This is a genomic window from Streptomyces asoensis, from assembly GCF_013085465.1.
In the GTDB taxonomy this organism is placed as follows: Bacteria; Actinomycetota; Actinomycetes; order Streptomycetales; family Streptomycetaceae; genus Streptomyces; species Streptomyces cacaoi_A.
This window is the reverse complement of sequence record NZ_CP049838.1, coordinates 2,059,631-2,080,838: the sequence shown is the minus strand read 5'-3', so window position 1 is coordinate 2,080,838 and position 21,208 is coordinate 2,059,631. Positions and strand designations below refer to the sequence as shown.

Annotated in this window: 20 protein-coding genes; 16 read left to right on the top strand and 4 right to left on the bottom strand. The window is 71.9% G+C overall.

The annotated features are described in order from the left end of the window. Positions 1 to 3: 3 nt before the first annotated feature. From G9272_RS09215 to G9272_RS09190, 6 genes are all read left to right on the top strand, one after another. Complete coding sequence (locus G9272_RS09215; RefSeq protein ID WP_171396090.1) at positions 4 to 1,047, top strand: sugar-binding transcriptional regulator; 1,044 nt, start codon at positions 4 to 6, stop codon at positions 1,045 to 1,047. 50 nt (positions 1,048 to 1,097) lie between these two features. Beyond that, positions 1,098 to 1,517: a ribonuclease domain-containing protein gene (locus G9272_RS09210; protein ID WP_171396089.1), complete on the top strand. Its 420-nt coding sequence runs from the start codon at positions 1,098 to 1,100 to the stop codon at positions 1,515 to 1,517. Continuing rightward, positions 1,514 to 1,819 (top strand): barstar family protein, encoded by a 306-nt coding sequence (locus G9272_RS09205; protein WP_171396088.1) that lies wholly within the window; start codon positions 1,514 to 1,516, stop codon positions 1,817 to 1,819. Before G9272_RS09210 ends, G9272_RS09205 begins: the two co-directional genes overlap by 4 nt. 122 nt (positions 1,820 to 1,941) lie before the next feature. Continuing rightward, positions 1,942 to 3,390: a GuaB1 family IMP dehydrogenase-related protein gene (locus tag G9272_RS09200; RefSeq protein ID WP_301272125.1), complete on the top strand. Its 1,449-nt coding sequence runs from the start codon at positions 1,942 to 1,944 to the stop codon at positions 3,388 to 3,390. Positions 3,391 to 3,684: 294 nt separating this feature from the next. Then, positions 3,685 to 5,160, top strand: a complete 1,476-nt coding sequence (locus G9272_RS09195) for an amino acid permease (protein ID WP_171396087.1) — start codon at positions 3,685 to 3,687, stop codon at positions 5,158 to 5,160. Between the two features lie 10 nt (positions 5,161 to 5,170). Next, a complete protein-coding gene (locus G9272_RS09190) occupies positions 5,171 to 5,623 on the top strand; it encodes an Lrp/AsnC family transcriptional regulator (RefSeq protein WP_020128883.1) in 453 nt (150 codons plus the stop codon). Between the two features lie 43 nt (positions 5,624 to 5,666). Here G9272_RS09190 and G9272_RS09185 read toward each other — a convergent pair whose 3' ends face one another. After that, entirely contained in the window at positions 5,667 to 6,407 is a 741-nt protein-coding gene (locus G9272_RS09185) for a GntR family transcriptional regulator (protein ID WP_171396086.1), read from the bottom strand. Positions 6,408 to 6,619: 212 nt separating this feature from the next. On the opposite strand from G9272_RS09185, the gene G9272_RS09180 reads away from it, so the two are divergent. The 8 genes from G9272_RS09180 (at position 6,620) to G9272_RS09145 (ending at position 16,027) form a co-directional block, all read left to right on the top strand. Further along, entirely contained in the window at positions 6,620 to 7,780 is a 1,161-nt protein-coding gene (locus tag G9272_RS09180; protein ID WP_171396085.1) for an ABC transporter substrate-binding protein, read from the top strand. After that, positions 7,777 to 8,673, top strand: coding sequence for an ABC transporter permease (locus tag G9272_RS09175; protein ID WP_171396084.1), 897 nt, complete (start codon positions 7,777 to 7,779; stop codon positions 8,671 to 8,673). The genes G9272_RS09180 and G9272_RS09175 overlap by 4 nt, the downstream gene beginning before the upstream one ends. Then, positions 8,661 to 9,473, top strand: coding sequence for an ABC transporter permease (locus G9272_RS09170; protein WP_171396083.1), 813 nt, complete (start codon positions 8,661 to 8,663; stop codon positions 9,471 to 9,473). Before G9272_RS09175 ends, G9272_RS09170 begins: the two co-directional genes overlap by 13 nt. A gap of 3 nt (positions 9,474 to 9,476) precedes the next feature. Continuing rightward, complete coding sequence (locus G9272_RS09165) at positions 9,477 to 10,571, top strand: ABC transporter ATP-binding protein (protein ID WP_171396082.1); 1,095 nt, start codon at positions 9,477 to 9,479, stop codon at positions 10,569 to 10,571. Between the two features lie 23 nt (positions 10,572 to 10,594). After that, complete coding sequence (locus G9272_RS09160; protein WP_171396081.1) at positions 10,595 to 12,058, top strand: HAD-IA family hydrolase; 1,464 nt, start codon at positions 10,595 to 10,597, stop codon at positions 12,056 to 12,058. A gap of 64 nt (positions 12,059 to 12,122) precedes the next feature. Next, positions 12,123 to 13,268 carry an MFS transporter gene (locus G9272_RS09155; RefSeq protein WP_171401922.1) on the top strand — a complete coding sequence of 382 codons (1,146 nt, stop codon included), beginning with the start codon at positions 12,123 to 12,125 and terminating at the stop codon, positions 13,266 to 13,268. A 179-nt stretch (positions 13,269 to 13,447) separates the two neighbouring features. After that, complete coding sequence (locus tag G9272_RS09150) at positions 13,448 to 14,236, top strand: carbon-nitrogen hydrolase family protein (protein WP_171396080.1); 789 nt, start codon at positions 13,448 to 13,450, stop codon at positions 14,234 to 14,236. Positions 14,237 to 14,314: 78 nt separating this feature from the next. Further along, on the top strand, positions 14,315 to 16,027 hold the full coding sequence (locus G9272_RS09145) for a flavin monoamine oxidase family protein (RefSeq protein WP_171396079.1): 1,713 nt from the start codon (positions 14,315 to 14,317) through the stop codon (positions 16,025 to 16,027). 34 nt (positions 16,028 to 16,061) lie between these two features. Here G9272_RS09145 and G9272_RS09140 read toward each other — a convergent pair whose 3' ends face one another. Further along, on the bottom strand, positions 16,062 to 16,790 hold the full coding sequence (locus G9272_RS09140; RefSeq protein ID WP_301272124.1) for a DUF5995 family protein: 729 nt from the start codon (positions 16,788 to 16,790) through the stop codon (positions 16,062 to 16,064). A gap of 142 nt (positions 16,791 to 16,932) precedes the next feature. Between G9272_RS09140 and G9272_RS09135 the strand changes: the two genes are divergently transcribed. Beyond that, the gene (locus tag G9272_RS09135) at positions 16,933 to 18,051 is read left to right on the top strand and encodes a glycoside hydrolase family 6 protein (protein ID WP_171396078.1); all 1,119 of its coding nucleotides are present in this window, start codon (positions 16,933 to 16,935) and stop codon (positions 18,049 to 18,051) included. On the opposite strand, the gene G9272_RS09130 is transcribed toward G9272_RS09135, so the two are convergent. Further along, a complete protein-coding gene (locus G9272_RS09130) occupies positions 18,030 to 19,409 on the bottom strand; it encodes a uracil-xanthine permease family protein (RefSeq protein WP_171396077.1) in 1,380 nt (459 codons plus the stop codon). The two genes, G9272_RS09135 and G9272_RS09130, sit on opposite strands and share 22 nt — an antisense overlap. A 142-nt stretch (positions 19,410 to 19,551) precedes the next feature. Between G9272_RS09130 and G9272_RS09125 the strand changes: the two genes are divergently transcribed. Further along, the gene (locus G9272_RS09125; protein WP_171396076.1) at positions 19,552 to 20,010 is read left to right on the top strand and encodes an acyl-CoA thioesterase; all 459 of its coding nucleotides are present in this window, start codon (positions 19,552 to 19,554) and stop codon (positions 20,008 to 20,010) included. Here the strand turns inward: G9272_RS09125 and G9272_RS09120 are convergent. After that, positions 19,970 to 21,190: an MFS transporter gene (locus G9272_RS09120; RefSeq protein WP_171396075.1), complete on the bottom strand. Its 1,221-nt coding sequence runs from the start codon at positions 21,188 to 21,190 to the stop codon at positions 19,970 to 19,972. The two genes, G9272_RS09125 and G9272_RS09120, sit on opposite strands and share 41 nt — an antisense overlap. Positions 21,191 to 21,208 lie beyond the last annotated feature (18 nt).

Genomic DNA, 21,208 nt, shown 5'->3' with positions numbered 1-21,208 from the left:
AGTGTGAACAGCAGTGAGGAGAACGCCGTGTCGGGTATGTCGGCGGGCCGGTCAGCCATGCGGATGGGACCCGCTGAGCTGGTGCAGGCGGCGGCCATGGCCCGCCGCTTCTACCTCGAGGGAAAGTCCAAGATCCAGATCGCGGAGGAGTTCGGCGTCAGCCGCTTCAAAGTGGCCCGGGTCCTGGAGACCGCCCTCGAACGGGATCTCGTACGGATCGAGATCCGCGTGCCGGCCGAGCTGGACGCGGAGCGCTCGGACGCGCTCCGCGCCCGCTACGGCCTCAGGCACGCCGTCGTGGTCGAGTCCCCGGCCGAGGCCGAGGAGACCACGGACCCCGAGAACCTGGGGGAGGTGGCAGCGGACCTGCTCGGCGAACTGGTCGACGAGGGGGACGTACTGGGGCTGGCCTGGGGCCGGTCCACCATTCACATGGCGGCGGCGCTGGACCGGCTGCCGCCGTGCACGGTGGTGCAGCTGACGGGTGTCTACGACGCGGGGACCGCGGAGCGCGGCTCGGTCGAGGCCGTCCGCCGCGCCGCCCAGGTGTCCGGCGGCGACGCGCACCCCATCTACGCGCCGATGCTGTTGCCGGACGCGGCCACCGCGGCTGCGCTGCGCCACCAGACCGGGATCGCCCGGGCCTTCGAGTACTTCGACAAGGTCACGGTCGCCTGTGTCTCCATCGGCTCCTGGGAGCCGGGCATCTCGACGGTGCACGACATGCTCAGCGACGAGGAGCGGGCGCACTACGCCTCGCTCGGGGTCGCCGCCGAGATGTCCGCGCACCTCTTCGACGCCGAGGGCCGCCGGGTCGGGCGGGACCTGGGCGAGCGGTGCATCACCGTCAAGACCGACCAGCTGCGCCGGGTCCCCGAGGTCGTCGCGATCGCGGGCGGGCAGCGCAAGGCGGCCGCGATCGACGCGGTGCTGCGGTCCGGGCTCGTCACCAGCCTGGTGACGGACACGTCGGCGGCCGACTACCTGATGACGGCGGGGCCGACACCGAAGCCCGCCCTCAACCGGACGGACCCGGACGGGATCTGACCGGACCCGGCAGCAGGTCATGAGGGGACGGCCGTGACAGCATCGAACGCATGCTGCTGCGGTTCGTCCCCCGCGTGCTCCTGTGCCTGCTCCTCCCGCTCGCCCTGCTCACCGGCTGTACGTCGGGGCAGCCGGGCCCGCGGGACTCCACCCCGGCCGCCGCGCAGGCCGCCGAGCCGTCCTGGGCCGGCGGCCTGGCCACGGTCCGGGAGTCCGAGCTGCCCGCCGAGGCCCGGCGGACGCTGCGGCTCATCGACGACGGCGGCCCCTTCCCGTACGCCAAGGACGGCGCCGTCTTCGGGAACTTCGAGGGACTGCTGCCCGCGCACAAGCGGGGTTACTACCACGAATACACCGTCGAGACGCCGGGCTCGCGCGACCGCGGGGCCCGACGCGTTGTCACCGGGCGGGGCGACGAGATCTACTACACCGATGATCACTACAACACGTTCCGGGCGGTGCTGAGATGACGCAGTTCGTGGTCACGCTGGATCTGGACGGGGTGACCGACAAGTCCGCTCTGATGGACCGCTGCGCCGACGCCCTCGGCCTGCCCGACTGGTTCGGACGCAACTGGGACGCCCTCGCCGACAGCCTCACCGACCTCCCGCCCCCGCCCGGGGGCGGCGGGCTCCAGATCGTCGTACGGAACTGGCGGCCGTACGCCGAGGAGCGGCCGCAGGAGTGGGTGATCGCGCAGGACGTGTTCGCCCAGGCGGTCGACCAGGTGCCGGCGCTGTCCGTGCTCCTCGCCCTCGGAGGATCCTCCTAAGACCCCCCTGAGCTGCTTGGACGTTCTGTCCGGGCATCGCATCACGGCCGTCGTGGGAGAATGAAGTACGTGCTTCTCCCCCTGGCTGACCTGTCCGGGGGTCACCTCTGATCGACTGGGATGTGCAGCACGTGCGTTTCCTCAACGACATCCAGCCCGCGTACGACCTCACCTACGACGACGTCTTCATGGTGCCGAGCCGCAGCGCGGTCGGGTCGCGTCAGGCTGTCGACCTGTCCGCCCCGGACGGCACGGGCACCACGATCCCGCTGGTCGTCGCCAACATGACCGCCGTGGCCGGTCGCCGGATGGCCGAGACCATGGCCCGTCGCGGCGGGCTGGTGGTGATCCCGCAGGACATTCCGATCGACGTCGTCACCGACGTGATCAGCTGGGTCAAGAGCCGCCACCTGGTGCTGGACACCCCCATCGTGCTCGCCCCGCACCAGACGGTCGCCGACGCCCTGGCCCTGCTGCCCAAGCGCGCGCACAACGCGGGTGTCGTCGTCGACGAGGAGTTCCGCCCGGTCGGTGTCGTCACCGACGCGGACCTGACCGGGGTCGATCGCTTCACGCAGCTCGAGGTCGTCATGTCCCGGGACCTGCTGCTCCTGGACGCCGACATCGACCCGCGCGAGGCCTTCAACACCCTCGACGCGGCCAACCGGCGCTACGCCCCCGCCGTCGACCGGGAGGGCAAGCTCGCCGGCATCCTCACCCGCAAGGGCGCCCTGCGCGCCACCCTGTACACGCCGGCCGTCGACGCGGCGGGCAAGCTGTGCGTCGCCGCGGCCGTCGGTATCAACGGCGATGTCGCGGGCAAGGCCAAGCAGCTGCTCGACGCGGGCGTGGACACGCTCGTCATCGACACCGCGCACGGCCACCAGGAGTCGATGATCAGCGCGATCCGGACCGTGCGCGCGCTCGACCCGCGGGTGCCGATCGTCGCCGGCAACATCGTCTCCGCCGAGGGCGTCAAGGACCTGATCGACGCGGGCGCCGACATCATCAAGGTCGGGGTCGGCCCGGGCGCCATGTGTACCACCCGCATGATGACCGGCGTGGGCCGGCCGCAGTTCTCGGCGGTCCTGGAGTGCGCGGCCGAGGCGAAGAAGTACGGCAAGCACGTGTGGGCCGACGGCGGTGTCCGGCACCCGCGCGATGTCGCCATGGCGCTGGCCGCCGGTGCGTCCAACGTGATGATCGGGTCGTGGTTCGCGGGCACCTACGAGTCCCCGGGCGACCTCCAGCAGGACGCGGGCGGCCGCCTGTACAAGGAGTCGTTCGGCATGGCGTCCGCGCGCGCCGTCGCCAACCGCACCTCCGACGAGTCGGCGTACGACCGTGCCCGCAAGGCGCTGTTCGAGGAGGGCATCTCCACCTCGCGGATGTTCCTCGACCCGGCCCGCCCGGGTGTCGAGGACCTGATCGACTCGGTCATCGCGGGTGTCCGCTCCTCCTGCACGTACGCGGGGGCGGGCTCTCTCGAGGAGTTCGCGGAGAAGGCCGTCGTCGGGATCCAGAGCGCGGCCGGCTACGCGGAGGGCAAGCCGCTGCACGCGAGCTGGTAGCTCCGCTGGTTGGGCCGTACTTCGGGTGCGGGTCCGCTTTGGCTGGTCGCGCAGTTCCCCGCGCCCCTATGGGGGCGCTTTCAGCCGGCCCGCAACGAATGTGCACCCTCGTTCCATGAACGCAACGATCTTGCGTGTGTGCGCAAGGTTGCAGCATTACTAGCGCGACGGCCCTGCTCATAGGGTCGTGCGCTGTACGTAGCGTGGCGGGGACCCCGCTCGGTGGGTTCCTGCTCGCGCAGGTGTGCCGCCGGTTCCCGTCACGCCGAGAGGCAGCGACGAAGGAGTCAGCGCGTGCTCGATCAAGGCGCACCCCCGCAACAACGCAGTCGGACCGCCCCCGCGTCCCCGGGGCCCGGCGCGCGTCTCATGCGGCGCAAGCCCGTGGAACACCTGGTCGCCGAGGGTGGCCAGGGCGAGGGAGGGTCCCTCAGGCGCTCCCTCGGGCTGTGGCAGCTCACGATGATCAGCATCGGCGCCACCCTCGGCACCGGCATCTTCGTCGTCCTCGGCGAGGCGGTGCCCAAGGCCGGTCCGGCCGTCACGCTCTCCTTCGTGATCGCCGGACTCACGGCGCTCTTCTCGGCTCTGTCCTATGCCGAGCTGGCGGGCACCATCCCGGTCGCCGGCTCCTCGTATTCGTATGCGTACGCGACGATGGGCGAACTGGTCGCCTGGATCTGCGGCTGGTGTCTGGTCCTGGAGTACGGCGTGTCGGTCGCCGCAGTGGCCGTCGGCTGGGGCGAGTACCTCAACGAGCTGCTCGACGGGACGATCGGCGTGACCATCCCGGACGCGCTGTCGGCGCCGCCCGGGGACGGTGGCATCTTCAATCTGCCGGCCCTCATCGTCGTCCTGCTCGCCATGGCCTTCCTGCTCGGCGGCGCCCGCGAGTCGGCGCGCGCGAACACCGTCATGGTGGCCGTGAAGATCGCCGCCCTGGTGCTGTTCTGCGCCATCGGCGTTCAGGGTTTCCGCTCCGGCAACTACGAGCACTTCATGCCTCTTGGCATGGCGGGCGTCAGCGCGGCCGGCGCGACGCTGTTCTTCTCGTACATCGGCTTCGACGCCGCCTCCACCGCCGGTGAGGAGGCGAAGAACGCGCAGCGCGACCTGCCCCGCGCGATCATGCTGTCGCTCGTCATCGTGACGGCGCTCTACGTCCTCGTCGCGGCCGTCGCCGTGGGCGCCAAGCCCTGGCAGCGGTTCGGCGACTCCGAGGCCGCGCTCGCGCAGATCATGCGCGACGTGACCGGCCAGTCCTTCTGGGGCACCCTCCTCGCCTTCTGCGCGGTCATCGCCATCGCGAGCGTCGTCCTGACCGTGCTGTACGGCCAGACCCGCATCCTCTTCGCGATGTCCCGGGACGGCCTGGTGCCCAAGGTGTTCTCCCGTGTCCACCCGAAGACCGGCACGCCCCGCGTGAACACGGTGATCGTGTCGCTGTTCTGCGGTGTGCTGGCCGCCGCGATCCCGTTGGGCCAGCTGGCGGACGCCACCAGCATCGGTACGCTGTTCGCGTTCGGGCTGGTCAACATCGCGGTCGTGGTGCTGCGCCGGACGCGTCCCGAGATGCCCCGGACCTTCCGGGTGCCGCTCTCGCCGGTACTGCCCGCCCTGGGTCTCGCCCTCTGCGTCTGGATGATGGGCAGCCTTTCGGCCGTCACCTGGGTGGTCTTCGGAGTCTGGATGGCGGTCGGGCTCGTGTTCTACTTCCTTTACGGCCACCGCCGCTCCCGCCTCGCAGCGCCCGCACCATCTGAGAAGTGATCAACCCACTGTGCTGAACGATCTCGACGAACGCATCGTGCACGCCCTCGCCGAGGACGCCCGCCGCTCCTTCGCGGACATCGGGCAACTGGTCGGCCTGTCCGCGCCCGCCGTGAAGCGGCGCGTGGACCGGCTGCGGGCCACCGGGGCGATCACCGGCTTCACCGTACGGGTCGACCCGGCGGCCCTCGGCTGGGAGACCGAGGGGTTCGTCGAGATCTACTGCCGGCGCAACACCTCCCCGGAGACCATCCAGCGGGGCCTGGAGCGCTACCAGGAGGTCGTGGCCGCGTCCACCGTCACCGGGGAGGCGGACGCCGTCGCCCAGGTCTTCGCCGCCGACATGCGCCACTTCGAGCGGGTGCTTGAGCGCATCGCGGGGGAGCCGTTCGTGGAACGGACGAAGTCCGTGCTGGTCCTGTCGCCGCTGTTGCGCCGCTTCTCCGCGGGCTCGCCGACCTGAGCGGAACCGCCGGCCCGAGCCGGCCTGCGCCGGACTGCCCGGCCTACTCGGCCGTCTTGCGGGCCAGCGCGTTGTTCCCGATCGAGTTGTGCACGCTGAAGCTGACCGCGTCCGAGCGGTAGCGGTCGTCCGACCACTCCACCGGGCGGCCCTCGCGGGTCGTGGTGACCCGGCGGACGCGCAGCAGGGGGCTCGTGCGGCGGACGGCGAGCAGCTCGGCGTCCTGGGCGCCCGCCGCCACCGCGTCGATGACATGCTCGCCGTAGGCGAAGACCAGGCCGGTGTCGTCGAGGAGACGCTGGGTCACCGAGGGGCAGTCCGGCTCGATGGACTCGACGGCCGGGGAGATCCAGTCCGCGTACACGGTCCGCTCCAGGAGCACCGGCTCGCCGTCCAGACCGCGCAGCCGCAGCACGTGCAACACGGGTGTCCCGTCGCGGAGTTGGAGGCGTACGGCGTCCTCGGCGGCGGCCGGTCGGTACTCCTGGGAGACGACCCGGCCGGTCGCCTCGCGGCCCATCGCGCGCGCCCACTGGGCGAAACTGCGCAGCTCGGCGAAGCTCTGGCTGCGGCGGCTGGCCAGAACCACGCGGCGGGCGCCCTGGCGGGAGCCGATGAGCCCCTCGGCGGTCAGCGCCGCGACGGCCTGGCGGACCGTGCCGCGCGAGACGCCGTACCGGGTGGCGAGGTCGGTCTCGGCGGGCAGCCGCGCGCCGACCGCGTACTCCTCGCGGTCGATCGCCCGGCGCAGTGCGTCGGCGATCTCCTCGTGTCGCGCGGCCATGCTTCCCCTCTGCGTCGACTGCTGTACACAGCCTGACCAGCCTAGTCGACCTGCGGCGCTGCTCGGCTTCCACCGCAACTGTGCGTGAAATCGGGGCTCAGGGTTTCGCCAGTGTTTACGAAGGGGACACCAGCGGCGTGCGTACTGAGGCCAACTTGTTCAGACAAGTTCTCCTCAATCTCCTGCATTCTCGCGCGTCCCCTGGAGAAGCCGTGACCGTGCCCCTGCCGAGAACAGCCGCCCGTGGCGGTGCCCTCGCCGCCGTCGCCGTACTCGCCCTGAGCGCCTGTGGCGCCGCCCCCGACACCAGCACCTCCACCACCGCCGACGGCAAGAACGCCGCCACCGCCGCCTCCGCCGCGGACTTCGGCGGCCTCGACGCCCTGGTGAAGGCGGCGAAGAAGGAGGGCACGCTGAACGCCATCGCGCTGCCACGTGACTGGGCCAACTACGGCGCCCTCATCGACGGTTTCCAGAAGAAGTACGGCATCAAGGTCGCGGTGGAGAACCCCGACGGCTCCAGCCAGGACGAGATCAACGCCGTCACCTCCAGGAAAGGCCAGGACCGCGCGCCGGACGTCCTCGACCTCGGCAGCTCCTTCGCGCTGAGCGCCGCCCAGCAGGGGCTGCTCGCGCCGTACAAGGTGGCGTCGTTCGCCGATCTGCCCGAGGGGCAGAAGGACGCGCAGGCCCGCTGGTACAACGACTACGGCGGCTACATCTCCATCGGCTGCGACGCCAAGCGCGTCAAGACCTGCCCGACCACCTTCGCGGATCTGCTCAAGCCTCGGTACAAGGGCCAGGTCGCCCTCAACGGCAACCCCACCAAGTCCGGCTCCGCGTTCGGCGGTGTCTACGCGGCCTCCCTCGCGAGCGGCGGCTCCTTCGACGACATCCAGCCCGGCCTCGACTTCTTCGCCGAGCTGAAGAAGAACGGCAACTACACGCCCGTCGAGTCGACCCCGGCCACCGTCGAGAAGGGCGAGACGCCCATCAGCATCGACTGGGACTACCTCAACGCCGGATACGCCGACGAGTTCAGGTCCAAGGGCGTCGACTGGAAGGTGTCGGTGCCCAGCGACGGCCAGTTCTCCCAGTACTACTCCCAGGCGATCAACAAGGACGCCCCGCACCCGGCGGTCGCCCGGCTGTGGCAGGAGTACCTCTACAGCGCCGAGGGCCAGAACCTGTGGCTCAAGGGGTACGCCCGGCCGGCCCTGATGACCGCCATGGAGAAGGCCGGCACCCTCGACAGGACGGCCGCGGCCAAGCTGCCCGAGGTCTCCGGAACGCCCTCCTTCCCGACCGAGGACCAGCAGAGCAAGGCCAAGACGGTCCTCGGGCAGGGCTGGGCCAAGGCCGTCTCCGGATGACCTCCACCGCCGTACGGGTCGACACGGCGGCCGCCGCTCCGGTGAAGCGGCGGCGCCGTGCCCTCGGGTGGCTCGCCGTCGTCCCGCTGCTCGCCTTCACCGCGCTCGCCTTCGGGCTGCCCGCCATGGCCATGCTCGACGGCGCGTTCACCGCCAAGGACCCGGCCACGGGCGCCACCTCGTACACGGCCGACAACCTGACGGCCTCCCTGCGGGGCGCGTATCTGACGGCCCTGCTCGGCAGCGTGAAGCTGTCCGCGGTGTCGGCGGGGCTGGGGGCGCTGCTCGGGCTGCCGCTGGCCCAGGCCGTCGTGACCTCCCGTTTCCGCGCGCTGCGCGACGCGGTGCTCACCGCGTCCGGGGTACTGGCCAACTTCGGCGGCGTCCCGCTGGCGTTCGCCTTCGTCGCCACGCTCGGCAACGCCGGTGTGCTGACCCGGCACTTCGGCCTCACCGACCAGGGCTGGGACCTGTACAGCTTCTGGGGACTGGTGATCGTCTACCTGTACTTCCTGATCCCGCTGATGGTGCTCACCATCACCCCCGCCCTGGAGGGGCTGCGCTCCCAGTGGCGCGAGGCGGCGCAGAACAACGGCGCGACCCCCGCGCAGTACTGGCGGCACGTCGCCCTGCCCGTCCTGCTGCCCTCGCTGCTCGGCGGCCTGGTGCTGCTCTTCGGCAGCGCCTTCGCCGCGTACGCCACCGCCGCCGCCATGGTGGGCAGCTCCATCCCGCTGGTCACCCTCCAGATCGCCGACGCCATCTCCGGCAACGTGCTCGTCGGCCAGGAGAACGTGGCGCTCGCCCTCAGCCTCGACATGGTCCTGGTCGCGGGCCTGGTCATGGCGGTGTATCTGCCCCTTCAACGACGGAGCGCGCGATGGCTCGCCTGAACCTGTGGCGGTGGGGAGTCCTCGGCCTCGCCGGACTGTACTTCCTGGTTCCGCTGGCCGCGTCGGTCGTCTTCACCGTCGACGTGCCCGGACAGGGCGTCACCTTCGACGCCTACACCCGGATCTTCTCCACCGACGGCTTCGGATCCAGTCTCCGGCTCTCGCTGGAGCTGGCCGTCGCCACCATCGTCGTCGTCCTGCTGCTGATGGTGCCCGCCATGGTGGCGCTGCGGCTGGGCGCGCCCCGGCTGCGCCCGGTCGTCGAGGTGGTGTGCTCGCTGCCGCTGGTCGTGCCGCCGATCGCGTTCGTCGCCGGCATCGGGACGGTGCTGAAGTGGGGACCCGAGCATCTTTCGCGCACCCCGTTGTTCCAGACGTTCGTGGCGATCCAGAACCCCGACTTCCCCGTCGTGCTCGTCCTGGCGTACGTCGTGATGGCGCTGCCGTTCGTGTACCGGGCCCTGGACGCGGGGCTGCGCTCCATCGATGTGGGCACCCTCGTCGAGGCCGCCCGCAGCTGCGGGGCCGGCTGGCCGCAGGCGCTGATCCAGGCCGTCCTGCCCAACCTGCGCGGCGCGCTGCTCAACGCCTCCTTCCTCACCCTGGCCCTGGTGCTCGGCGAGTTCACCGTGGCGCAGCTGCTCGGCTTCCAGCCCTTCGCCGTCTGGATCGTGAACGTCAGCGGCTCGCAGGCCCAGCTGTCCGTCGCCGTGTCCGTGCTCAGCCTGCTCGTGACCTGGGTGCTGCTCCTCGTCCTCGCCGGTTTCGGCGGGCGCACCCGTCCTACTTCCCGGGGATGAACCATGACCGTGCTCGACAAGACAGCGACGAAGACGACGAATACGACGGAGACGACCAGCGCGGCGACCGTCGAATTCCGCGGCCTGCGCCGGGAGTTCGGGTCGACCGTCGCCCTCGACGGCCTCGACCTCACCGTCCGGCCGGGTGAACTCCTCGCCCTGCTCGGCCCCTCCGGCTGCGGCAAGACCACCGCCCTGCGGATGCTCGCCGGGTTCGAACACCCCGACTCCGGCGAGGTGCTGGTCGACGGCGAGGACGTCACCCGGGTCCCGGCCCACCGCCGGGACGCCGGGATGGTCTTCCAGTCGTACAGCCTCTTCCCGCACCTCGACGCGCTCGACAACGTGGCCTTCGGGCTGCGGATGCGCAAGGTGCGCACCGCCGAACGGCGCTCCCGGGCCGCCGAGTTGCTGGAGCTGGTGGGCCTCGCCGACAAGGGCGCCCGGTTCCCGCACCAGCTCTCCGGCGGCCAGCAGCAGCGCGTCGCCCTGGCCCGCGCCCTCGCCCTGCGCCCGCGCGTCCTGCTCCTGGACGAGCCGCTCTCCGCGCTCGACGCCAAGGTGCGGCTGACCCTGCGCGAGGAGATCCGGCGGCTCCAGCAGGAGCTCGGCATCACCACCCTGTTCGTCACCCACGACCAGGAGGAGGCCCTGTCCATGGCGGACCGGGTCGCCGTGATGCAGGCCGGACGGCTCGAACAGTGCGCCGCCCCGGCCGAGTTGTACGGCCGGCCCGCCACGGCCTTCGTCGCCGAGTTCGTGGGCACGACGAGCCGGATCCCGGGACACCTCGACGGTGAGACCGTCGAAGTGCTCGGGCGTCGGCTGCCCGTCGACGGCAGGATCCCGGCCGTGACCGAGGTGGACGTGCTGGTGCGGCCCGAGGCGGTGCGGGTGCGGGCCGAGGACGACGGGGACGCGCGCGTGGTCGCCACCTCCTTCCTGGGCGCGGCCGTCCGGGTCACCGTCCGGCTCGCCGACGGCACCGAGGTCAAGGCCGACCTGTCCGCCCACGAGGCCGCCGAGCTCACCGCGGGCGCCGCGGTGGGCGTGTCGCTGCCCGAACGCCCGGTGCTCGTGGCCGAACGTACTTCCTGATCCCCCCACCGAAAGAGGCAACCGTGACGCAACTCCCCCTCCAGGCCGTCCTGTTCGACATGGACGGCACGCTCGTCGACACCGAGCGGCTGTGGTGGGAGGCGGTGGAACAGGTGGCCGGCCGGGCCCTGACCGAGACGGACCGGCCAGAGGTGCTCGGCCGTCCCGTCGAGCACACCGCCCACTGGCTGGCCGTCACCACGGGCCGGCCGGCGCCGGGGCTCGCCGAGGCGCTCCACCGGGAGTTCGCGGAGCGCGTCCGCGCCGACATCGTGCCCCGCCCCGGCGCGCTCGCCCTGCTCGACGCCCTGGCCCGGGAGGGCGTACCGACGGCACTGGTGACCGCGTCGCCGCGGGCGGTCGCCGACACGGTGCTGGACGCGCTCGGCGCGAGCCGCTTCGCCGTCACCGTCACCGCCGACGACACCGAGCACACCAAGCCCGCCCCCGATCCCTACCTCGCCGCCTGCCATGCCCTCGGCGTCGACCCGGCGGCCTGTGTGGCCGTCGAGGACACCGAGACCGGTGTGACCTCCGCCGAGGCGGCCGGGTGCACGGTGCTGGCGGTGCCGTCGCTCGCGCCGATCGGGACGGCGCCCGGCCGGACCGTCGTGCCCGGCCTGGAGGGCGTCACCCCCGAGCGGCTGCGCTCGCTGCTGCCGCACCGGCTGCGCGTCATGAGCTGGAACCTCTGGTACGGCGGCACGAAGGTCCGCGACCACCGGGCCAAGCAGCTCAAGATCCTCACCGAGACCGACGTGGACGTGGTCGGCCTCCAGGAGACGTACGGCACCGCCGCCGAGGAGCTCGCCGAAGCCCTCGGCTGGTATCACCACCGGGCCGGGGAGAACCTCGGGATCATCAGCCGCCACCCGATCACGGCCGTCCTCGGCGACCCCGACGTGGGCTTCTACGGCGCGGCGGGCGTCCGGATCGCGGTCGGCGCCGACGAGGTCGACGTGTGGACGGCCCACCTGGACTGCGCGCCGTACGGGCCCTACGAGTCCGCCTTCGACGGGCTCGACGCGGACACGCTGATCGCCCACGAGGGGGCGCGGCTCGCGCGGCTGCGGGACGCCCTGCGCCGGATCGGAGCGGGCCCCGGCGTGCCCGTCGTCCTCGTCGGTGACTTCAACAGCCCCTCCCACCTGGACCGGCCGGAGGTCGGGTGGCCGGTGACGAGGGTCGCCGAGGAGGCGGGCTTCGCCGACTCCTACCGCGAGGCGCACCCCGACCCCGTACGGGAGCCTGGGCACACCTGGTCCCCGGTCCACGCCGAGCACGAGGACGGCAGCGGCCGCCCGGAACCGCAGGACCGGATCGACTTCGTGCTCCACCGGGGCCTCAGGGTGCTCGACTCCCGGACCCACGTCACCGGCAGCCCCCGGCCGTGGCCGGACGTCGAGGACAACGACTGGCCCTCCGACCACGCCGCGGTGATCACCACTTTCGCGATCACCGGGAAACCGATGGGCGGCGGGGCGTGAACTGTCTACCATCGGTGTCATGACCTGGCGACATTGATCCACGACCGGCTCCGACGTCCGTCGACTGACCGCCACGCTGTACGCGTACGCGTTCCTCGACGAGTTCGTGCTGCTCTACCCCGTGTACGCGCTGCTGTTCGCGGACAGCGGCCTGTCCGTCGGGCAGATCTCCTCCCTGTTCGTCCTGTGGTCGCTGACCGGCGTCCTGCTGGAGGTGCCCTCGGGCGCCTGGGCGGACGCCGTCTCCCGACGGCTGCTGCTGTGGATCGGCCCGCTGCTGGGCGCGGCCGGCTTCGCACTCTGGGTGCTGTTCCCGTCGTACTGGGCCTTCGCGGCCGGCTTCGTCCTGTGGGGCGCGCGCGGCGCGCTGGGCTCCGGCGCGCTGGAGGCACTGGTCTACGAGGAGCTGGACCGGGCCGGCGCCGCGGACCGGTACGCCCGGCTCATGGGCCGCGCGCACGCGGTGGGCCAGGTGGCCGTGATGGCGGCGATGGGCCTGGCCGGGCCGGTCTTCGCGGTCGGCGGATACCCGGCCGTCGGTGCGGCCAGCGTACTGGCGTGTCTGCTCTGCGCCGCGACGGCGACCCGTTTCTCCGAGCACCGGCGGCCGCCGGACGACGGCGACAGCTGGGGCGCGACCTTGCGGGCCGGACTGGCCGACGCCCGGCGCGACCGCTCCGTACGCGGCGCCCTGCTGCTCGTCCCGGCCGTGACGGCGGTGTGGGGCGCCCTCGACGAGTACACGCCCCTGCTGGTCAGGGAGACGGGCGTACCGGAGGCGAACGTCTCCCACCTGCTGGTGCTGATCTGGGCCGGTGTCACCGCCGGAAGCCTGCTCGCCGGACCGGCCGAGCGCCTGGGCCGCAGGGGATTCGCCGCGCTGCTCACCCTCTCCGCGCTCGCCCTCGCCGCCGGAGGGATCAGCGGCACCCCGGCCGGCGTCACCCTCGTCGCCCTGGCCTTCGGCGGCTTCCAGTCGGCGACCGTCCTGGCCGACGTCCGGCTCCAGAAGCGCATCGAGGGAACCGGCCGCGCCACCCTCACCTCGGTCGCGAGCCTCGGCACGGAGGTGGTGACCATCGCGGTGTACGGCGCGTACGGCGCCCTCGGCTCGACGTTCCCGCACGGCGTCGTCTTCGCCCTGTGCGCGGTGCCGTACCTGATGACGGCGTTGATCATGTCGACGGTGGCCCGGGGGAGGAGTGAGTGAGTGGGGAGGGTGAGCGAGGGGCGGCGAGTGAGGGGGCGCAACGAATCGCCGCCCGGCGGTCCGCGCACGCAACGATCCGCTCACCGGCGCGCAACGGCTCCTTCTTGTCCGGCCCGGGTGGGCGCCCGTACCGTCTAGATGGCCCACACAACCACCCTTTCGCCCGGTGAGGATCACGCATGCGCACCGCCCTGCTCCAGAGCTCCGGCCGCCCCGGCTCCGTCGTCGAGAACCTGAAGGTCCTCGACGAGGCCGCGGACCGGGCCGCCGCCGCGGGCGCCGGGCTGCTCGTCGCGCCGGAGATGTTCCTCACCGGCTACGCGATCGGCGACGACATCGCCCGCCTCGCCGAGCCCGCCGACGGGGAGTCCGCGGACGCCGTCGCCGAGATCGCCGGCCGGCACGGCCTCGCGATCGCGTACGGCTACCCGGAGCGCCACGGCGAGACGGTCCACAACTCCGCCCAGCTGATCTCCGCCGACGGCAGCCGGCTCGCGAACTACCGCAAGACCCACCTCTTCGGCTGCTTCGAGCGCGACCACTTCCGGCCGGGCGGGCAGCCGGTCGTCCAGGCCGAACTGAACGGCCTCACCGTCGGCCTCATGATCTGCTACGACGTCGAGTTCCCGGAGAACGTCCGCGCCCACGCCCTCGCCGGCACCGACCTCCTCGTCGTGCCGACCGCGCAGATGCATCCCTTCCAGTTCGTCGCCGAGTCGGTGATCCCGGTGCGCGCCTTCGAGAACCAGATGTACGTGGCGTACGTCAACCGGGTCGGCCAGGAGGGCGAGTTCGAGTTCGTCGGCCTCTCCACGCTGGCCGGTCCCGACGGGGTCGCCCGCACCCGCGCCGGACGCGGCGAGGAGCTGGTGTTCGCCGACGCCGACCCGGTCGCCCTGGCCGCGTCCCGCGAGGCGAACCCGTACCTGAAGGACCGCCGCCCGGGTCTCTACGGGTCCCTGGTCTGAACCCGGCCCGCACCCGCTCCGAACCTGTCACCCCCTGAGCCTCTCCCCGAGTCACCACGCGCAAGGAGTCCGTACCCCATGACGTCCACCGTGCCCAACGCCGTCGAGCACGCAGACGAGCAGCAGCCGCCGATCACCATGTTCGGCCCGGACTTCCCTTACGCGTACGACGACTTCCTCGCCCACCCGGCGGGCCTGGGCCAGATCCCCGCGACCGAGCACGGCACCGAGGTCGCCGTCATCGGCGGCGGGCTGTCCGGCATCGTGGCCGCGTACGAGCTGATGAAGATGGGCCTCAAGCCGGTCGTCTACGAGGCCGACCGGATCGGCGGCAGGCTGCGCACCGTCGGCTTCGACGGCTGCGACCCCTCCCTCACCGCCGAGATGGGCGCGATGCGCTTCCCGCCGTCCTCCACGGCGCTCCAGCACTACATCGACCTGGTGGGACTGGAGACCCAGCCCTTCCCCAACCCGCTCGCGGAGGCGACCCCGTCGACGGTCGTCGACCTCAAGGGCGAGTCGCACTACGCCGAGACGGCCGCGGACCTGCCGCAGGTCTACCGCGATGTCGCCGCCGCCTGGAACAAGTGCCTCGAAGAGGGCGCCGACTTCTCCGACATGAACCAGGCCATGCGCGAGCGGGACGTGCCGCGCATCCGCGAGATCTGGGCGAAGCTCGTCGAGAAGCTCGACAACCAGACCTTCTACGGCTTCCTCTGCGACTCCGAGGCCTTCAGGTCCTTCCGGCACCGCGAGATCTTCGGCCAGGTCGGCTTCGGCACCGGCGGCTGGGACACGGACTTCCCGAACTCCATCCTGGAGATCCTGCGCGTCGTCTACACCGAGGCCGACGACCACCACCGCGGTATCGTCGGCGGCTCCCAGCAGCTGCCGCTGCGCCTCTGGGAGCGCGAGCCGGAGAAGATCGTCCACTGGGCGTACGGCACCTCGCTGGCGAGCCTGCACGAGGGCGGCGAGCCCCGCCCGGCCGTGACCCGGCTGCACCGCACCGCCGGCAACCGGATCACCGTGACGGACGCGAACGGCGACATCCGCACCTACCGGGCGGCGATCTTCACCGCGCAGTCCTGGATGCTCCTGTCGAAGATCGCCTGTGACGACTCGCTCTTCCCGATCGACCACTGGACGGCGATCGAGCGCACCCACTACATGGAGTCGAGCAAGCTCTTCGTCCCCGTCGACCGGCCGTTCTGGCTCGACAAGGCCGTCGACGACAAGGGGAATCCCACCGGGCGGGACGTCATGTCGATGACGCTCACCGACCGTATGACGCGCGGCACCTACCTCCTCGACGAGGGCCCGGACAAGCCCGCCGTCATCTGCCTCTCGTACACCTGGTGCGACGACAGCCTGAAGTGGCTGCCGCTGTCCGCGAACGAGCGGATGGAGGTCATGCTGAAGTCGCTCGGCGAGATCTATCCGAACGTCGACATCAGGAAGCACATCATCGGCAACCCGGTGACGGTCTCCTGGGAGAACGAGCCCTACTTCATGGGCGCGTTCAAGGCCAACCTGCCCGGCCACTACCGCTACCAGCGGCGCCTGTTCACCCACTTCATGCAGGACCGGCTGCCCGAGGACAAGCGGGGCGTCTTCCTCGCCGGCGACGACATCTCCTGGACCGCGGGCTGGGCCGAGGGGGCCGTGCAGACCGCGCTGAACGCGGTCTGGGGCGTCATGCACCACCTCGGCGGGACGACCGACGCGACCAACCCGGGTCCGGGCGACGTGTACGACGAGATCGCGCCGGTGGAACTCCCGGAGGACTGAGGCCGCACAGCGCGACGCCGCACCACACGACCTCTCACAACACGAGGCCCGACAGCGGCGTGAGCATCATGCGGCCCGCGAAGCCGACGGCAGTGTCGAGGCGTTCGGTGAACTCCTCGGCCACGTCGGGGAGCCGGCGCAGCGCCCACAGGGCCCGGGCCGTCGTCCAGGTGGCGTCCCGGGCTCGCTCCAGGCTCCAGGAGCCGAGCAGATGGGTGAGGGGGTCGGCGATCTGCAACAGGTCGGGGCCCGGCATCAGCTCTTCGCGGATGCGTTCCTCCAGCGAGCCGAGTAGCTCGCCCACGCGGTCGAACTCGTCCTCCAGCTCGGCCGGTTCGCAGCCGAGGCTACGACAGGCGTCCACCACGGCGAGCGCCAGGTCGTGCCCGATGTGCGCGTTGATGCCCGCGAGCGCGAACTGAAGCGGGCGTACGCCGGGATGGCGGCGGAACTGGAGCAGCGGCCGCCAGCAGGCCGGTGGCCGCCGGTCTGCCGGCCCCTGGTCCACCGCGTCCAGGTAGCGCTTCGCGAACCGGACGTCCAGCGTGGTCGCGGCCCGTGCGTCCGGGAACCGGCCCGTGTCGATGCGCCGGTCGACCTCCTGGGTCACGGCGAGGTAGACGCGGTTGAAGACCGCGATGCCGTCCCCGGGAGGCAGGGCCGCGTGGAGGGCGCGCATCCGGGCGAGCACGTCGTCGACACTTGTGCGGTCCGTGTCGAGGTCTGTCCCGACGGGAGTGGTGAACTGTTCCGATTGCGGCATGGGGGCAGGGTGACAGTCCTAGGCTGGCCCGCGTGTCGGCGGGCCGGACGCTTCCCCGGAACGGGGGAACGAGCCCGTCGCACGGGAGGGGAACAGCACGGTGCGAGGCGTACGTGAGCGACGGGCCGGACGGCGGAGTGTCATGGTCGCGGCCGCCTCGGTGGTGGTGGCCCTGGGCACCGCGGCCGGGCTGCTGACCGCACTCGGCGACGGGGACGACGGCGACGACCCACGCGGCACCGACCGGGCCCGCCCGAAGGTGAGCGCGACGCTCCTGTCCCCCTCGACCGCGAACCCGCCGTCCCCGTCCGGGTCCCCCTCGGCCTCCGACCCGACGGTGCGGCCGACGCCCTCGCCCGGCCGTACCGCGCGAAAGCCGCGGGCGGCCGCCGTGACCACGAGCCTCTACCGCCACCCCGGGTCCCAGGTCCTCGACTGGGTCCGCGCCCACCCGGCGGATCCGCGCACCGCCGTCATCGAGTCCCGGATCGCGAGCCGGCCGGCGGCCGTGTGGTTCACCGAGTACACCCCCGACACCGTCACCTCACGGGTCCGCGCGGTCACGGCGGGCGCCGCAGCTCAGGGCCGGGTGCCCGTCCTCGTGGCGTACGCGATCCCGGACCGCGACTGCGGCGGCGCCTCCGAGGGCGGGGCGCCCGACCTCGACGCCTACGCGGGCTGGATCGACGCTTTCGCCGCCGGGCTCGGCTCCGGCGAGGTCGTGGTCGTCCTGGAGCCCGACTCGATAGCCCAGATCGACTGCCTCGACGAGGCCGGGCGGGCCGGCCGTCTCGCCGCACTGGCCCGCGCGGGACGCGTGCTGAAGGCGGCCGACCCGAAGGCGCGCGTCTACCACGACGCCGGGCACTCCGGCTGGAACGCCCCGGCCGAGCAGGCCGCGCTGCTGAAACAGGCCGGGGCCGCCTCGGCCGCGTCCTCCGACGGGATCTTCAGCAATGTCTCCAACTTCCACCGCACGGCCGACGAGGTGGCCTACGACCGCCGGGTCCTGGACGCCCTGGGCGGCCCGCCCGGCCTGGGCGCCGTCATCGACACCAGCCGCAACGGCAACGGCGCGCCCGCCGGCGGCGAGTGGTGCGACCCCGACGGGCGGAGCATCGGACGGGCCCCCACCTTCCGGACCGGGGAGGCCCGGATCGACGCCTATCTGTGGGTGAAGCTGCCGGGGGAGTCGGACGGCTGCAAGGGGGCGGCCGGCGAGTTCAGCCCGTCGTACGCCTACGAACTGGCCTCGTCGTAGCTGCTGGTGCCCTCGTCCAGCAGGGGCCGCGACGACTTGAGGTGGGCGGGCGCGAACGCGCGCAGCGCGTGGTAGCCCGTGATGACGACGACCGTGCCGAGCGCGATACCGCTCAGCGAGAAGGTGTCGGTGAACTCCAGGGTGACGTTGCCGACGCCGATGATGATGCCCGCCGCGGCCGGCACCAGGTTCAGCGGGTTGCGCAGGTCGACCCCGGCGTTGATCCAGATCTGCGCGCCGAGCAGGCCGATCATGCCGTACAGGATGACGGTGATGCCGCCGAGGACCCCGCCGGGGATCGCGGCCACGATCGCGCCGAACTTCGGGCACAGGCCGAAGAGGAGGGCGAACCCGGCGGCGGCCCAGTAGGCGGCCGTCGAGTAGACCCGGGTCGCGGCCATCACGCCGATGTTCTCGGAGTAGGTGGTGTTGGGCGGACCGCCCACCGCCGTGGACAGCATGGAGCCGACGCCGTCGGCGGAGATCGCCGTACCGAGCCGGTCGTCCAGGTTGTCGCCGGTCATCTCGCCGACCGCCTTGACGTGGCCCGCGTTCTCCGCGACCAGCGCGATGACGACGGGGAGTGCCACGAGGATCGCCGACCATTCGAAGGACGGGCCGTGGAAGGACGGCAGCCCGATCCAGTCGGCGTGACCGACCCCGGACAGGTCGAGCCGCCAGTGGTCGGTGACCTTGCCGCTCGCGTCGGCGGAGTGGATCCGGCCGAAGATCCGGTCGAACGCCCACGAGATGCCGTACCCGAAGAGGAGGCCGAGGAAGATCGCGATGCGGGACCAGAAACCGCGCAGGCAGACCACCGCCATCCCGGTGAACGCCATGACCAGCAGGGCCGTCCACTGGTCCTGCGGCCAGTAGGTGGTGGCGGTGACCGGGGCGAGGTTGAAGCCGATGAGCATCACGACCGCGCCCGTCACGATCGGCGGCATCGCGGCGTGGATGATCCGCGCCCCGAACCGCTGCACGGCCAGTCCGACGAGGAACAGCGCGACCCCGACGACGAACACCGCGCCGGTGACCGTGGCGCTCGTCCCGCCCTGCGCCCGGATGACCGCGGCCACGCCCACGAAGGACAGCGAGCAGCCGAGGTAGCTGGGCACCCGGCCACGGGTCGCGAGCAGGAAGATCACGGTCGCGACGCCGGACATCATGATGGCGAGGTTGGGGTCGAGGCCCATGAGGACGGGTGCGACGAAGGAGGCCCCGAACATCGCCACCACGTGCTGGGCACCGAGGCCCACCGTGCGGGGCCAGGTGAGCCGCTCGTCGGGACGGACCACCGCGCCGGGCGCCGGGGTGCGTCCGTCGCCGTGCAGTTTCCAGCGGACGCCAAGATCCATGGTGCGGGTTCGCTTTCCTGGGGGTGCGGATGTCCGGACCATTCTCACGTGAAAACGGAGGGTGAGCGACCGCTTAGCGACCCCTTACGATGAGGGTGGTTTCCTCGTACATGCACCTCATACCCGCACAGGAGTCCCCGCCGTGACCGCCGAAGCCCCGAGCGCCCCCGCTGTGTCGTACGGCCGGCTCATGCCCGTCACCGTCCACTTCGACGACCTGGACGCCCTGGGCATGCTGCACAACGCCCGTTACCCCCTGCTCGTCGAGCGGGCCTGGACCGAGTTCTGGCAGGACAACGGGGTCCGCTTCGAGGGCGACTGGGCGAGCGCCGGGGATGCGTGCAACGTCGTCAAGGAGCTGCTGATCGGCTACGAGGCCCCGGTCACCCGTACCGGCACGTACGCCGTGCACCTCTGGCTGGACCGGCTCGGTACCACGGGGCTGACCTACGGCTTCCGGTTCTGCTCGGCGGACGGAGCCACCACGTACGCGCAGGGCACCCGCGTCCTGGTGCGACTCGACGCGACCACCCTGCGCCCCACGCCGTGGAGCGACGCCTTCAGGGCCGGGGGTCGGGCACTGCTGCGGCCTGCGGACTGACCTTCGCGCCGGTCCGCCGGTCGCCCCGCAGCACACCCGCGAACAGCACGAGCCCGCAGGCCAGGACCGTCACCACGACGAAGGACACCACCAGGCTGGTCGCCTGTGCCACCCCGCCGATCAGGCTCGGGGCGATCAGCCCGGAGGTGTAGGTGATCGTCGCGACGCCCGCGATGGCCTGGCTGGGGTTCGGCCCGCTGTGCCCGGCCGCCGCGAAGCACAGCGGTACGACGACCGCGATGCCCAGCCCCATCAGCCCGAACCCGCCCATCGCCACCGCCGGGTGCCCCGCGACGACGATCAGCATCCCGCCCAGCGCGGCGAGGACACCGCCCGCCCGGACGGTACGCACCGCGCCGAACCGGTTCACCACCACGTCGCCCACGAGCCGGGCCACCGCCATCGTGAACATGAAGCCGGTCGTGCAGGCCGCCGCCGCCCCGGCCGACGAGTCGAGCTGGTCGCGCAGGTAGACGGCCGACCAGTCCAGGCTGGCACCCTCCGCGAACACCGCGCAGAAGCCGACCGCGCCGATCAGCAGCGCCGAGCGGGGCGGCAGCGCGAACCGCGGAGGCGGCTCCTCGTCCTCGGCGGGCCGCAGATCCAGCACCCAGCGGCAGGCCAGCAGGCCGAGCAGGGTGAGGACGGCAGCCGCCAGCACATGGTGCACGCGCGCGTCCGCGCCCAGGTGCGCGGCGAGCGTCCCGCCCGCCGAGCCGATCAGGGCGCCCGCGCTCCACATGCCGTGCAGCCCCGACATGATCGACTTGTCGAGCAGCCGCTCCACCTCGACGCCCAGGGCGTTCATCGCCACGTCGGCCATGCCCGCGGACGCGCCGTACGTGAACATCGCCAGGCAGAGCGTCAGCAGGTTCGGGGCGAGGGCGGGCAGCGTCAGCGACAGCGTCCACAGCGCGAGCAGTCCGCGCAGGGCCGCGCGGCTGCCGAAGCGATGGGTGATCGAACCGGCCAGCGGCATCGCGCAGGCCGCGCCGAACGCCGTGAAGGCGAGCGCGAACCCGAGCTGTCCGGTGGACACGTCGGCGTGGTCCTGGATCCACGGCACGCGGGTGGCGAACGAACCGGTGACCGCGCCGTGCACGGCGAAGACGGACGCCACGGCGTACCGGGCGCGCCGGACCTCCGACGGTGCGTGGATCACTTCGTCCACTCCGCTCATTCTCCCGTCCCTTCCGGA